Source organism: Xenorhabdus taiwanensis, from assembly GCF_036512875.1.
GTDB lineage: Bacteria > Pseudomonadota > Gammaproteobacteria > Enterobacterales > Enterobacteriaceae > Xenorhabdus > Xenorhabdus taiwanensis.
This window is the reverse complement of sequence record NZ_AP028978.1, coordinates 3,241,754-3,256,295: the sequence shown is the minus strand read 5'-3', so window position 1 is coordinate 3,256,295 and position 14,542 is coordinate 3,241,754. Positions and strand designations below refer to the sequence as shown.

The 14,542-nt window shown below is 39.6% G+C and carries 9 protein-coding genes and 1 pseudogene; 5 read left to right on the top strand and 5 right to left on the bottom strand.

Features of this window, described 5'->3' with window-relative positions; translation table 11 throughout:
• Window positions 1–4 precede the first annotated feature (4 nt).
• From map to yjiA, 5 genes are all read left to right on the top strand, one after another.
• A complete protein-coding gene (map, locus tag ACE1SE_RS15085; RefSeq protein WP_374051566.1) occupies window positions 5–814 on the top strand; it encodes a type I methionyl aminopeptidase in 810 nt (269 codons plus the stop codon).
• Window positions 815–1,137: 323 nt separating this feature from the next.
• Window positions 1,138–2,529, top strand: a complete 1,392-nt coding sequence (locus ACE1SE_RS15080; RefSeq protein ID WP_374051565.1) for a phosphoethanolamine transferase — start codon at window positions 1,138–1,140, stop codon at window positions 2,527–2,529.
• Between the two features lie 302 nt (window positions 2,530–2,831).
• A complete protein-coding gene (locus tag ACE1SE_RS15075) occupies window positions 2,832–4,985 on the top strand; it encodes a carbon starvation CstA family protein (protein ID WP_374051564.1) in 2,154 nt (717 codons plus the stop codon).
• A 137-nt stretch (window positions 4,986–5,122) separates the two neighbouring features.
• Window positions 5,123–5,326 carry a YbdD/YjiX family protein gene (locus ACE1SE_RS15070; RefSeq protein ID WP_099118661.1) on the top strand — a complete coding sequence of 68 codons (204 nt, stop codon included), beginning with the start codon at window positions 5,123–5,125 and terminating at the stop codon, window positions 5,324–5,326.
• Between the two features lie 76 nt (window positions 5,327–5,402).
• On the top strand, window positions 5,403–6,365 hold the full coding sequence (gene yjiA, locus ACE1SE_RS15065) for a GTPase (protein ID WP_374051563.1): 963 nt from the start codon (window positions 5,403–5,405) through the stop codon (window positions 6,363–6,365).
• A gap of 346 nt (window positions 6,366–6,711) precedes the next feature.
• On the opposite strand, the pseudogene ACE1SE_RS15060 reads toward yjiA, so the two are convergent.
• The 5 genes and pseudogenes from ACE1SE_RS15060 to ACE1SE_RS15040 all read right to left on the bottom strand — a co-directional run.
• Window positions 6,712–7,278 (bottom strand): annotated as a pseudogene (locus tag ACE1SE_RS15060) (tyrosine-type DNA invertase); the annotation flags it as partial.
• Between the two features lie 854 nt (window positions 7,279–8,132).
• Window positions 8,133–9,458, bottom strand: coding sequence for an SLC5/6 family protein (locus tag ACE1SE_RS15055; RefSeq protein ID WP_374053684.1), 1,326 nt, complete (start codon window positions 9,456–9,458; stop codon window positions 8,133–8,135).
• Window positions 9,459–9,950: 492 nt separating this feature from the next.
• On the bottom strand, window positions 9,951–11,291 hold the full coding sequence (locus ACE1SE_RS15050; RefSeq protein ID WP_374051562.1) for an MATE family efflux transporter: 1,341 nt from the start codon (window positions 11,289–11,291) through the stop codon (window positions 9,951–9,953).
• A gap of 310 nt (window positions 11,292–11,601) precedes the next feature.
• Complete coding sequence (uhpC, locus tag ACE1SE_RS15045; RefSeq protein WP_374051561.1) at window positions 11,602–12,897, bottom strand: MFS transporter family glucose-6-phosphate receptor UhpC; 1,296 nt, start codon at window positions 12,895–12,897, stop codon at window positions 11,602–11,604.
• Between the two features lie 66 nt (window positions 12,898–12,963).
• Complete coding sequence (locus tag ACE1SE_RS15040; RefSeq protein WP_374051560.1) at window positions 12,964–14,541, bottom strand: MASE1 domain-containing sensor histidine kinase; 1,578 nt, start codon at window positions 14,539–14,541, stop codon at window positions 12,964–12,966.
• Window position 14,542 lies beyond the last annotated feature (1 nt).

The window sequence follows — 14,542 nt, the reverse complement described above, 5'->3', positions numbered from 1 at the left end:
TAACATGACGAGAAGCAACGGAATACTAATAAAAAATAGGGACGAAATAGAGAAGATGGAAATAGCGGGGCGCTTGACTGGTCAAGTACTTGAAGCTGTCCGCCCGATTATTGTGCCCGGTGTCACGACTCTTGAGATTGATTCATTTTGTCATGATTACATTATCAATACCCTTGATGCGATCCCGGGTAGCTTAGGGCAATATGGTTTTCCTTATACGGTTAATACTTCAGTAAATCATGTTGTTTGTCATGGCTGGCCTTCGGAAAAGAAGCTGAAAAATGGGGATATCGTTAATGTGGATGTCACCGTCAAAAAAGAGGGATATTACGGTGATAGCAGCATTACATTCTGTGTCGGGGATGTACCATCCCATGCTAAACGTTTGGTTAATGTGACTCAGGAGTGTTTATATAAGGCAATTAAGATCGTCAAACCAGGCATCACTCTGGGGGATATTGGTCATACGATACAGCAACATGCCGAAGCAAATAATTACACGGTAGTACGTGAATATTGCGGGCACGGTATTGGCTGCAATATGCATGAGGAACCACAAGTTCTGCATTACGGCAAGGTGGGAGAAGGTATTATCTTGGAAGAGGGGATGACTTTCACAATTGAGCCTATGATCAATCAAGGCAAAAAGGATATTAAACTGCATAAAGATGGTTGGACAGTAACAACCAAAGATCGTCGGTTATCGGCTCAGTTTGAGCATACAGTCTTGGTAACCCATGATGGTTTTAAGGTGTTGACGCTGCGGGATGAAGAGCGCGAAGTTTTTGCACGTTACCTGTCGATCACTCAATAAATTATAATTTATGATGTGATAGTTTTCCCAATACTGTATTGTGCAGTGTTGGGTTTTATCTGGCTAAAATAGCGCCGCGTTGGGTTTGTAGAAATTCAACTATGGCTATGTGAAATTACAGGGTGATTATGTCTTGGCTTTATAAAAACAAGAATCTCGCTTGTTTTATTGTTCTCTTTTTTCTTATTTTTCTGATACATAAATGTTTGGGGTATCAATTAAAACTAATATATGTCTTCAGTGCCTTTGCACTCTTTTTATTTTTGGCTGCTATCAGTAGACGAATATATATCTTTTTGATTGTTTTTTTTTCCTTGACAGGAATGCTCTACACTCCAATTGGCCTCAATTACGGTTATCCAGACATCAATGCGGTAGGGTCATTAATTTATACCAATAGGAATGAAACAGCGGAATATGTTAGTGGCCTTTCTGTGTCAACGTATTTAACTGCTATGGCTATTTTTGTTCTGATGATATTTTCACTTAAGCTAAATGTCACCTTAACAGGTAAGAGTAAAAAGTGGTTGTTTACCCTGTTTTTTATTTCGGCTTTCTGGTCCCCAACCAAAGGGTATATAAAATCGGGTTTTAAAGATAGCTCGGAACTTTTGAATACCAGTTTACCGGAAGTTCGCTTTTTCAGTGATGCCTATCAGAGCTACAAGCAAGTCATGTCAGAAAATCACCGATTTGCCAGAATTATTAAATATCGGGATGACTGGCAGCCAGTGGTGAAAGAAGAGAAATACGACACCTATATCATGGTGATTGGTGAGAGCGTCCGAAAAGATTTTATGAGTGCCTATGGGTTCCCGGATAAAAATACCCCTTGGTTGGATAACGCGAATGCTACCGTGTTAACCAACTATATTTCTGCGGCACCATCGACACAGTTATCGTTGACTAACTCTTTGGCGGTTCGTGAAGCAAATGAAATTCAACTGAATAACAGTATTGTTTCACTGGCGAAAAAAGCGGGATTTGAAACTTACTGGCTGTCTAACCAGGGAATGAAGGGAGGGTTTGATTCTCCTGTCGCACTGATTGGGCTGCAGGCCAATCATCATACTTTTCTAAAAGAAGGCAATTCAGATGATCGCAGTTATATGCCGGATGAAAATTTATTGCCTTATATTCGCAAGGCATTAATGAAGAATGAACAGAAAAAGAAACTGATTATTATTCACCTAATGGGTTCGCATCCACAATCTTGTATCAGAACGAATGATAAATATGGCACCTATTTTCATTCCAAAAATATTTCATGTTATCTTCAGAGTATTCATAATACGGACAGCTTGCTCGCTGACATTGAAAGTATTGCCAATAAAAATCAATTGCATTGGACAATGCTTTACTTTGCGGATCATGGTTTGTCACTTGTGAATAAAAATACAGATAGCGAGAATCTGACCCATAACGATAGTAATAAGCAGAATTATCAAGTTCCTTTTATTATTACCGGTTATGACTATGTCATTAAAAATGCCGACAAGAATACCGCAAGCAAAAATATCATAGATGCTCACCGCAGCGGTTTGAATCTGCTGTCTATGTTATCCACATGGTTGGGAATTGAAGAACCTCGCCTGATATCCAAATGTGCCTGGTTTTCCAACCAGCCGTGCCCGAATCAACATACAGTGATTTCATTCAGTAACGAATATAAAAACTTTAATCACCTGAAAGATGACGCCATTAACTTCGATTGATGAATATACCTTCGTCTTGCACTTTATTGAGGAAGTGAGTTACCTCACAAAATCTGGCTCATGCTTTATATGTATGAACCACTGATTGGGGGATTTTGACCGCTTAATGTTGGTATTCAACCGCTGAGTAAGATCCTTTCCCTCTTATCAGGGAGAGTTTTATATCATAGGGCAGTGTGACGAGGAGTATATCCCTTTTATGGGTATCGCTTCCTGCCGGCTGTAGAGGGTAGGTTTATGGAGAAGGAAGTAAAAATTAAATAATGACTCGCTGTTCGTCTTACTGTGGAAAAGGAAGTTTTATGAAAAATAATAAATTGTTAAAACATATCCCCTGGATGATATTGGGGATAATTGGCGCATTCTGTCTTGGAGTCGTTGCGCTGCGTCGGGGAGAACACGTTAGCGCTTTGTGGATCATTGTCGCTTCCGTAGCCGTTTACTTGGTTGCTTATCGGTATTACAGCCTGTATATCGCCACGAAGGTGATGAAGCTGGATGCCACGCGAGCAACCCCCGCTGTTGTCAATAATGATGGTTTGAACTATGTTCCCACCAATAAAAATGTCCTGTTTGGTCACCATTTTGCCGCCATCGCGGGGGCAGGTCCGTTAGTAGGGCCAGTATTGGCGGCACAGGTCGGTTATCTGCCAGGAACATTATGGTTGTTAGCAGGGGTAGTGCTTGCCGGAGCGGTGCAGGACTTTATGGTGCTGTTTATTTCCTCTCGCCGCAATGGGGCATCACTGGGTGAGATCGTCAAAGAAGAGATGGGGCGTGTGCCAGGCACAATAGCGCTGTTTGGTTGCTTCTTAATTATGATCATCATTCTGGCAGTATTGGCCTTAATCGTCGTGAAAGCATTGGCGGAAAGTCCGTGGGGTGTATTTACTGTTTGTTCAACAGTGCCAATTGCGCTTTTCATGGGGATCTATATGCGATATATCCGTCCGGGACGTGTGGGTGAAGTCTCTGTGATCGGTATTCTTCTGCTGATTGCCGCCATTTGGTTTGGTGGTGTTGTCGCCGCAGATCCTTACTGGGGACCCGCGCTGACTTTCAAAGATACCACCATCACTTATGCGCTGATCGGATATGCCTTTATCTCTGCATTATTGCCAGTTTGGCTTATTCTGGCACCGCGTGACTATCTGGCAACTTTCCTGAAAATTGGGGTTATTGTTGGTCTTGCAATTGGGATTATCATCCTGAACCCTGAACTGAAAATGCCAGCCGTCACACAATATATTGATGGTACAGGGCCAGTCTGGAAAGGAACACTGTTCCCATTCTTGTTCATTACTATTGCTTGTGGTGCGGTGTCTGGTTTCCATGCTTTGATCTCTTCGGGGACAACACCTAAGCTGTTGGCAAATGAAAAAGATGCACGTTTCATTGGTTACGGTGCGATGTTGATGGAATCGTTTGTGGCGGTCATGGCATTGGTTGCTGCATCCATCATTGAGCCGGGACTGTATTTTGCTATGAATACCCCTCCGGCCGCGTTGGGCATTACCATGCCGGATCTGCATAATTTGGGCACTGCCGAAGCACCAATGATTATGACTTCTTTGAAAGAAGTAACGAGCCATGCGGCAGCGACCGTAAGTTCTTGGGGCTTTGTTATTTCACCCGATCAAATTTTGCAAACGGCAAAAGACATTGGTGAACCATCCGTCCTGAACCGCGCAGGGGGAGCGCCAACGTTGGCAGTGGGTATTGCCCATGTATTCCATCAGATCATTCCTGCGGCAGATATGGGCTTTTGGTATCACTTTGGTATTCTGTTTGAAGCATTATTTATCCTGACGGCGTTGGATGCGGGCACTCGTTCTGGTCGTTTCATGTTGCAGGATCTTTTGGGTAACTTCGTTCCATTCCTGAAAAAAACGGACTCTTTGATTGCGGGTATCATTGGTACAGCTGGTTGTGTTGGCTTATGGGGTTATTTGCTGTATCAAGGCGTGGTTGATCCATTGGGCGGCGTCAAGAGCTTATGGCCGCTATTTGGTATCTCTAACCAGATGTTAGCCGCTGTTGCGTTGGTATTGGGTACGGTTGTCTTGATCAAGATGAAACGCACCCGGTATATCTGGGTAACGGTTATTCCTGCTGTTTGGTTGTTGATTTGTACCACATGGGCGCTGGGACTGAAATTATTCAGTGATAACCCACGGCTTGAAGGCTTCTTCTTCATGGCAAAAGAATACAAGCAGCGGATTGCCGAAGGTGGTGCAGAATTGACGGCTGGACAAATCAGTAACATGAATCACATTGTTATAAACAACTACACCAATGCGGGCTTAAGCATTCTGTTCCTGATTGTGGTATACAGCATCATCATTTATGGTATCAAAGCTGCGGTTAAAGCAAGCAAAAATCCAGAGCGTACTGATAATGAAACACCTTATGTTCCGGTTCCTGAAGGTGGGGTAAAAATCTCTTCTACGCACTAATGCGATACTAAAACTGATACCGATCAAAAGTATTCCGTATTGGTAACAGCTATACCCCACATAATTGGCTTTGTATTATGTGGGGTATTTTTTATTGGGAAGCCATTCCGGATAAAACAAGCCTTGGAGAACAATTTATGTTTGGTAATCTTGGTCGGGCAGGCAAGTATTTGGGGCAGGCTGCCCGAATGTTGGTGGGCGTTCCAGACTATGACACATATGTACAGCATATGAAAGAAAACCACCCTGATAAGCCTTATATGTCTTATGAAGAGTTTTTTCGCGAGCGTCAGAATGCTCGCTATGGTGGCGATGGCAAAGGCGGAATGCGCTGCTGTTAGTGAAAAAGTGGTTAACTCATTAAAATTTATTTAGCAATCAATATTATTTAGCAATCAATAGTATCTGGAAACGAAAATGCAACCAATATCAGTCACGATCCTGAGCGGTTTTTTGGGATCAGGCAAAACGACGCTGCTGCGTCATATCCTCAATGTTGATCATGGTTATAAAATCGCCGTCATTGAAAATGAATTTGGTGAAGTTCCCATTGATGATGAATTGATTGGTGATCGTGCAACTCAAATTAAGACATTAATCAACGGATGTATCTGCTGTAGTCGTTCTAATGAGCTGGAAGATGCATTATTGGACTTGCTGGACAGCATGGATAAAGGGCAAATCAACTTTGACCGCTTGATTATCGAATGTACGGGCATGGCTGATCCTGGTCCGATCACGCAGACCTTCTTTTCCCATGAAATTTTGTGCCAGCGTTTTTTGCTCGATGGCATTATTACGCTGGTGGATGCAGTTCATGCGCAACAACAGTTAGATCGTTTTTCCATTGCACAGGCGCAGGTAGGATATGCAGACAGGCTCCTTTTAACCAAAACAGATATTGCTCCAGTTCATGCTGCCTTAGTTGAACGTTTGCAGCGAATCAATGCCAGAGCACCCATTCATAAGGTTATTCAAGGTGAAGCAGATTTAGGCTTACTGTTTGATATTGAAGGTTTTATGTTGAATGACAAACTGACGGTTTCGACACCCATTTTTCGATTTGTACCCAAACAACAAAACTCGGTTCAGTCGATTGTGATTAACTTAGCGCACCCAGTTGAACTGTCTGAAGTTTCTGACCTGATGGAAAAGCTATTACTGAGTTTCGCGGATAATCTCCTGCGATACAAAGGCATTCTTGCTATCAAAGAAGAACCATGTCGGTTACTGTTTCAAGGGGTTCAGCGCTTGTATAGCGCGGATTGGGATAGAGAATGGCACGATAATGAAGTACGTGAAAGTGTGCTGGTTTTTATTGGTATAGATCTGCCAGAACAGGAAATCCGTGAAAAATTTGCAGAATTGTTTAAAGAATAATGGATTGAATAATAAATTTTTGTGGAGTTTTAATTGTTCATTTTTATTGCTTATTGAGCAGTGAAATTATGCATATAAATTCGCTGCTCAAAATTAAATAAAAATTTATATATTCACTTGTTAGACTTAAGTTTTTTAAGAACCAACTTAGTGTATTAACAAGGATAAAACAATAAAAATAAAAAACTATTTATAAATTGAGTTTATCATACGTAAAAAATAGTCATTTATCTTAGATTTCCATGGCATTGTCTATTTTATCTGCCGGCAATCTCCACAAATTAATTAGTGGAGATTGTTACAATAACAGATCATGTTAGTGAAAACAGCAGAAAAAATAACATAATTATTTCGAGTGAGACTCCCAAATTCTGGAAAAACGTTTCACATTACTGGCGGTGTAAATTACAGTATGTGAAATATTACGGTGTCCGAGATAGTCTTGAATCAAGCGGGTATCGCGACCGAGATCAGCTAATGCATAACCACAAGCATGCCTTAACATATGCGGATGTGGAGAAACACTGACAGACGCCTGCTTTCCATAACGTTTTAATAAACCATAAACCTGTTGCCGTGAAACAGGGCCCGATTTTTGAGAGAGAAATACCCACGGAGAATCAGCTTCGCGCCATTTCTGGCGAATATTTAGCCATTTATTTAACGCTTCAATTTCTTCTGGAATTAAAGGGTGTGTGGTTGAAAGTCCACCTTTTAACCGTCTGATATGAATGATCGCTGAATTCAAATCGAGATCAGATAGGCATAGATTACAAAGCTCACTTACCCTAAAGCCGTGAATGAAACACATTAACAGCATGCAATAATCCCGCTCTGCGTGACGTCCTTGCTTTGTTGCTGCCAAAATTGCGTCTATTTCGTATCGGGTTAAAAACTTACGTTGTTTCATGAAATTATTATTCCTATGAAATCAGAGAGATAAATTGTGAATAGCAAGGTATTTAAGTTAATCGAATACAACAAAACATTAGTATTTTTTAAATATGATTAGCTAAATACCAGATTAATTTAATCGGAATAATGCAAATAAAAAAATTGCTGCTTATTTTTGTCTTATTTTTAATGAAAATGCTAATTGAAATCGTATAAATACGTGTTATGTGATTCTGATACACAGAATGAGGCAATCATAAATAGAATTCCATATATAAAAACAGCTCTATTGAACTTTACAACTAATCATTTGGTCTGGTTTATTTTTTAGTTTTTTATTCTTTTAAAAATCCGTTTAAGTGTATCGGGTTTGTATTTTTACTGCATTTAGTGGAAAAAGTAAATGATTTATCTAAGTTGTTTAGATAATGCCTTATTATTGATTGAAAATTAACTTTTATTTGGAGTTTTTGATATAATGTTTTGGTTTTTTATTTGTTATCGGATTTTTATTCTGAGTATCTGCGTTTTTTGGATGAAAAATGAGAAATACTGAGGGTGATCAAGGAATAATATGTGAAATAACATTAGGTTAAAGGAAGGGATTTTCGTTAATTTGATAACACTGGTTATAGTTTCTTTGTTTATTATATCCTTATTTGGATTGTGTTGATCGGTAGTTTTTTGTTCGGTTTGTAAAATTTAATTAAATAAATATTTTTCATGATTAATTGTGTGTGGAATCATCATTAAAAGGATTATTTAATGAATAAGTGCAGTAGATTTTGTCGGAAGTTGATTAGTTGAATGCGCCTTATATCCCCTAACAGAAAGCCGAGAATGTAGGGCGCATTGTAATAATAAGTCCTTATATCAGGAGAAAGCCAGGAAAGGGGAAATACATAGCAAGATCCCAGTAAAGATGATCAAGATGAGCGATATCCCTTTGTAATGGTGCAGGCCAGGGATCTTGTAGACCAAATAAGCCGGAATAAGGCAACCAACGATGCCAAATATTGGGCTACAAATAGAAGTAAAACTTAATACAGGGGCATTCAGGAGGATCGCGCCCCATGCCAATAAGATGGCAAAAACCATGATGCCTCTTTGTACCCATTTTTCATTGATCTTTTCGGCAGGCACCAGACGACTAAGAATATTCATGGCAATGCCTTGGCTGGCTTCGCGAAACCCAAGGTAAACACCAAAAAACGCAGTCATCACGGCAAAGACATTGAGCATGATACTGACGGCAATCACCCAACCGCCGGGAAAGAATTGGGCGACAATAGCTAATGCTGAAATATTCTGTTCATAGGCTTTGAGTGCTTCGTCATGTCCCATTGCCAACGTAAAAGAGATGGCATAGAAAAACACCGTACAAAACAGGATACCAAAGGCAATGTTCATAGCTCGTAGTGCCTTGTGACGGGCAACTTCACGGTTTTTCTCCCGATTGCGATAAGAAATCACCATTGGGCTAAGTGTTTGGATAAACAGGATGGATGTGAGCGTAAAAGGTAACGTGATGATGGCTTGTTTGATCAATAGCCCCAGGGGAGGTAATGCCCCGATATTGTAAAGATGCCACATACCGATCATGGAAAATCCTAATGCCGCGATAACAAATAACTTTGTTACGACCATTAGGCTGGATATTTTGAACAGTAATTGTTCACCACGGGAAGAGATAGCGACTAATACACAGATTAATACCAATCCATAAAGCGGATTTCTCGATATTAATTCATCGGTGACTCCAAATGTTTGCAGATAAGAAGCACTATCATTGGTTATCGCGGTGGAATAAACAAACATCCAGATCACCAGCATAATAAAGTAGAGTATTCCTAACAGAATGCCCCAATTTTTACCAAGATAACCACTGATAACACTAGGATAATCTTTGCATTCTGGTGACTCGGCAAGGGTATTGATGAAAAGCCGCTGAAAGAGATACATGGCAGGATAGCCAATAATGGAAGAGAGCAGGAAAACCCATAATCCCATCAATCCAACCTGAACAGGCAAGAAAACAATTCCGGCCCCGATTGCCATGCCGATACTCATAATGACCCAGCCAGTATCAGTATGGTTGAATTTTATTGCTTTTTTCCACTCCTCCTCCGTCATGTTGGCACGTTTGGCCGATGGAGATAACAGTGGCGTGACATCATTGGTTTTTGTTGCTGTTTTCATATCTTTTAGTAAGTGAATTATCGTGTGCTGATAGTCAATGATTTCAAGGAGAACAACTTCTTTATGAAGAAGAAATTGCAAAGGGAAACTGCGCAAAAAAGAAAATTGTCGAAAACACGTTGTTAGGATTAAATCCTTTTTATTGTTAATATTATGCTGTAGTTCAGGGGATTAATCTAGAATTTTTTACTAGTAAAATGGGATGATACATAGTTTAATCCTGCTTTACGATGGGAAATAAAGAAAAATCAATACCTAATTGGTAATCCTTATTTTACGGTGGCTTTGGGATTAATAAAAACGAATAGAACCGTGCCATTGATAAAAATGAAATGAAAACAGCCAAAATTTTTTATTTTTATTTCGTAATAGTCATGAAATTAAATTATCAGATAAATACTTGGTGAACTATTTTTATTAATCGAATCCACCTTTGATTGAAATTAAAATGCCGCAAGTCTATTTGCGGCATTTTTTGCTGTTATTTTTTAATTAGACATCCAATCGCTTGGTTTGCCATCTTTTAGACTTCCAACGCCAAGAGTTTACTAACCCGCGGATCCACTCGTCGCAGAAGAATCCTATCCAGATCCCCAGAATCCCCATACCCATGGTAATTCCCAAAAAATAACCGACTGGAATAGATATTCCCCACATACAAATCAACGCGGTATAGAGTGGAAAACGGGCATCACCAGAAGCACGCAGGGCATTGACCATCACAATGTTGAAAGTACGCCCTGGTTCCAAAAAGACCGAGAGCAAGAACAACGGTAACAGAAGTTCAACAATCTTTTGATCTTCCGTCATGACATAGAGAAGCGGCTCTCTGAAAATCCAGAACATTAAAACGATGCCTATAGTAACCATCACACCAATTCTCAGGCTTTTCAGCCCCCGAAGATAGGCATCTTCAAAACGCTTTGCCCCAACAAGATGACCAACCATAATCTCATTGCCAATGCTGATAGAGATACCAAACAACATAATGAACAGAGATAGCTGGAAATACAGCGTTTGCGCGGCCAGGGACATTTCACCCATCAGGCCGATAAATGCCTGTGCAGTCATATATTGCAGGATCCACACCAAGTTTTCACCTGCGGCGGGTAGGCCGACATGCAGGATTTTGTTCAACATATTCTTAGACCAGTGCACGAGCAATTTAGGCTCGAACTTGATCTTTAAACCATAAAACAGTAATCCGCAAAGCAAAATAACAGCGACAGTACGACCAAATACCGTACTCCACGCCACGCCTTCGAGTCCATATTGAGGCAACCCAAAAAATCCATACAGTACGATCATATTGCCGACAATGGTAAGCAGGTTGGCAATCAGCGTGACATACATGGCTGATTTTGATTTTCCATAAACCCGCATACAGGCTGCCAGAATAATCGAAATCGCTTCGGGTATCAGACAGATACCCAGGACATGCAGATAAGCGAACCCATCTTTCATCAGATTTTCGGGCAGGTTCATGATATGCAGGATCTTATAACCGAAAAATACCGTGATCAGAGCACAACTGAAACCCAGCACAAAATTAAAAGCAATGGAAATGTGAATAGCCTGACTAGCCTTATCGCGTTTTCCTGATCCCAAATATTGTGCAATGACAACACTGCAACCTACGCTGATGAAGTTAAAAATTGTAATAAAGAGATCAAAAACATGATTACCCACTCCCATTGCAGCAAGATAAGCAGAAGAAATATGGCTGACCATATACGTATTGATTAATAACGTCGCCATATGCAGAAAGATATCAATGAAAATCGGCCAACTTAACGAAAAAAGAGAGCGATTAACAACATCAGACTGATGCATTAGTAAAACCTATTTATTAGAAGTGAAATGAATGGTCTTTTGCGGTGTGACATCCCCAGAAAGCATAGCTGATTTTACAGGGTTTATTGGTGATTTGATAGGCAGAATAAGCGATTTATGTCTTTGGTTTGTTGAAAAACAGGTCTGGCAGGGATGGGCTATATACAAAATGCCCCTGAATACCTAGGTATTCAGGGGCAATTACCTTACAGTGTCATTGATTTAATAATTAAAAAAATTATATTCTTTATTTTTCTTATGTCTTATGGTAATCAATTTACTTAAATACTACAGAAAGGTAATTCTGTTATCAGTATGTTTTATACTCTTTACTGACGTCAGTCATTAACATTGGAATCAGTAATAATCCCATCACAGCGGCTGTAAGAGTCAGCAAGGCAAACATGCCTGTCCAATCATAGTGATCAATGATTTGGCTTAATGGCCAACCAGCAATTGCAGCACCATAGTAGGCATACAATCCTAAATATCCAGTTACCGTACCTGCCGCTTTTTTGTGGCAGTGTTCAGTTGCTGAAAGGCCTATTAACATCTGGGGACCAAATACAAAAAAACCAATACTAAAAATACAGAGAGATAATAGTACATAATTATTTATAGGAATTAACCAGAGCGCGGCCATAGAAAAGAAAAGACCGAGAGAAAATAGTAGAATCACGGGTGTACGTTGACTGCGAAATAATAAATCAGAACTCCATCCAGAACAAAGAGCACCTAATAACCCCCCCAGTTCAAATAATGATAGCGTGGCATTGGCATTCAGTAAATTAACTCCATGTTTTTCTAATAACCATAAATTACCCCAGTCATTAATTGCGGCCCTAATGAAATAGACGAGAATATAAGAAAAACCAAGGAGCCAGATGGTACGGTTGAATAAAATGGTTTCCTTTAGGATTTTTATCATGGGCATGGGTAAAGACAACCGTTCTTGTCGTAGCTCCATAGCATCTTGTCGCCAATGCCCTACGCTGGGTAAACCATGTTCTTGTGGAATTCCCCGTATTCTCCGGCATAGCCAAATTCCAAGCACAATGCTAATGAGCCCAGGAACGAATAATGCAGCGCGCCAACCATAATAATTTGCTAAAAGTGCAGACAACAATGGCAGAAAAATACCACTGATATTGATGGATATATTCCAGCAGCCCCACCAGAAACCTCGCTCATTACGAGAATACCAGTGAGTAAGAAGTCGAGCACATGTTGGCCATCCCCATCCCTGAAAAAAGCCATTCAACGTCCAGACGAATAGTAAGGAAGGCAATGATAAGCAGAAGGTAAAAATAATGTTCAGTGCTCCTGTCATTAATAGCCCTACCCCCATGAACCAGCGATAACCAGTATAATCATGAAAAATGCCGGAAAAAAATTTTGAACTGCCATAAGCAAGGTAAAATAAACTGGTTATCCATCCAATGTCAGTTTTATTAAGAGCCAATTCCAGTTGCATGGTGGGCATAACTACATTCAAACTTTTGCGAGTTAGGTAGAATGCGGCATAGCCTATAATCATTGACATGAGCAAATGGCTTCGCCAATAACGATAATGTTGTGATATTTGTTCATGGCTGGTGCCTTGCATAAGAGCCTCCATCAAAAAGATACAAGTAATCGTTGTTGCTTTAGCCGTCCCAAAGAGGATATTTTGTTATTCAGTATCACTACCTGAATCTATTGGTAAATAGATAATGACATGAGTTCCTTGTTGGATTTTGAGTCTCCAATGACCTCCAAGTGCTCGGACACGTTCTTCAATACCCTTAAGCCCAAACCCCGTATTTTTTTTATCACTAATAATACCAATACCATTATCACTAACCTGAATTACGATTAAATTTCTTTTTTGCTTTAATATAATGTTTATTTGGGTGGCGTTAGCGTGTTTACTGATATTGTTCAGTAATTCTTGAATCAATCTATAAAGTGTCAGTGTGATCGTGTTATCACTGGGTGTGTGTGGTAACTGGTAATCAAAATGGCAGCAAATATTTTGTTCTTCAAAAGCAAACTCATTTATTAAGTGATTAATTGATTGTTCAAGAGACATTTCGTCAAGTGCAGGTGGGCGAAGTTCACGCAGCAGTTGACGAGTTGTTTGATGTATTTGTTGGGAGAGATGATTAATCTGTTCGGCAGATTTATGAGCTAATGCTAACGTTGAAGTTCGTTTTATTAGCATAGATTGAATTTGAATGGCAGTTATATTTTGTCCAATGGCATCATGAAGTTCTCTGGCAATATTTTTACGGATATCTTCTTCTGTATGTACTAATTTTTGCATCAAAATATGGCGTGTCGCTAACTCTTTTTCTAATCGTTCACGATAACGATTTAAATTATTTGCTAACTGTTTTTGATAGGTTAGGCTACCTGCCAATTGTTGTTGGCGACTGATGGCAATACCAAGCCCTATCCCTAATAAAGCCTGAGTGGTTAAAAAAATCTCCAGTTCCTGTAATTCACTGAATGACCCATTGAATTGACGGGCAGACGTGACGAGTAAACTTCCTAACAATGCAGAGAGAACACCGCCTTGCCAACCATAATGATAAGCCATGAATATATTAGGAATAAAGACTAAAATTGATAGTAACCACTCTATTTCCGAAGATAGAAGATATTGGCCACTTATTCCCAGCAAACTAAACAGGAAACACCATATCAGTAAGGATGTTCTTAATTGTGGATCGGATATATCAGTTTTAGTATGTTGATTCTTCCAATATTTCTCATATAAATAAACATAAATCAGATAGATGAATGGGGAGAGTAAAAATCCACCAGTCAAGGAAGAAAGAAAAAGAAAACTGATTTGATCTGGCAACGAAAAACTTAAAAACAAGATTTGTAAAAGGCTATTAATGATAACGCCCGCTAACAAGATAGAAAGCTGTTGCCAATAAAGAGAATAATTCCACCATATCTTTTGAATAGTTAGTGCAGTGATCACACTAATAAATGGTGAAAGCAGAATGATTGGATATATAATAAGCTGCTCGCTTTTCAGCCATAATAATAGACCGGTTTCACTCATCAGAAGGATTGGAAGATAACGCCGACCCAATAAAATCATAAAGACTAAACGTATTCCTTGGGGTAAAAATAATGTCGCCTGTAAGCCACTATTGTGAAAATAAAAGCTAATTACCCATAATGAAATCCAAATCAGTGAATAAAATAGACAGAGGAATAGTGATTGTAAAATGAAGAGAAATTTTTCATTCATT

Bases quoted from the DNA above. Each gene is read 5' to 3' on its own strand.
- ACE1SE_RS15080 (WP_374051565.1), top strand. From the start codon at position 1,138: ATGCTCTACACTCCAATTGGCCTCAATTACGGTTATCCAGACATCAAT.
- ACE1SE_RS15075 (WP_374051564.1), top strand. From the start codon at position 2,832: ATGAAAAATAATAAATTGTTAAAACATATCCCCTGGATGATATTGGGG.
- ACE1SE_RS15070 (WP_099118661.1), top strand. From the start codon at position 5,123: ATGTTTGGTAATCTTGGTCGGGCAGGCAAGTATTTGGGGCAGGCTGCC.
- yjiA (WP_374051563.1), top strand. From the start codon at position 5,403: ATGCAACCAATATCAGTCACGATCCTGAGCGGTTTTTTGGGATCAGGC.
- ACE1SE_RS15055 (WP_374053684.1), bottom strand. From the start codon at position 9,458: ATGAAAACAGCAACAAAAACCAATGATGTCACGCCACTGTTATCTCCA.
- map (WP_374051566.1), top strand. From the start codon at position 5: ATGACGAGAAGCAACGGAATACTAATAAAAAATAGGGACGAAATAGAG.
- ACE1SE_RS15050 (WP_374051562.1), bottom strand. From the start codon at position 11,291: ATGCATCAGTCTGATGTTGTTAATCGCTCTCTTTTTTCGTTAAGTTGG.
- uhpC (WP_374051561.1), bottom strand. From the start codon at position 12,897: ATGCAAGGCACCAGCCATGAACAAATATCACAACATTATCGTTATTGG.
- ACE1SE_RS15040 (WP_374051560.1), bottom strand. From the start codon at position 14,541: ATGAATGAAAAATTTCTCTTCATTTTACAATCACTATTCCTCTGTCTA.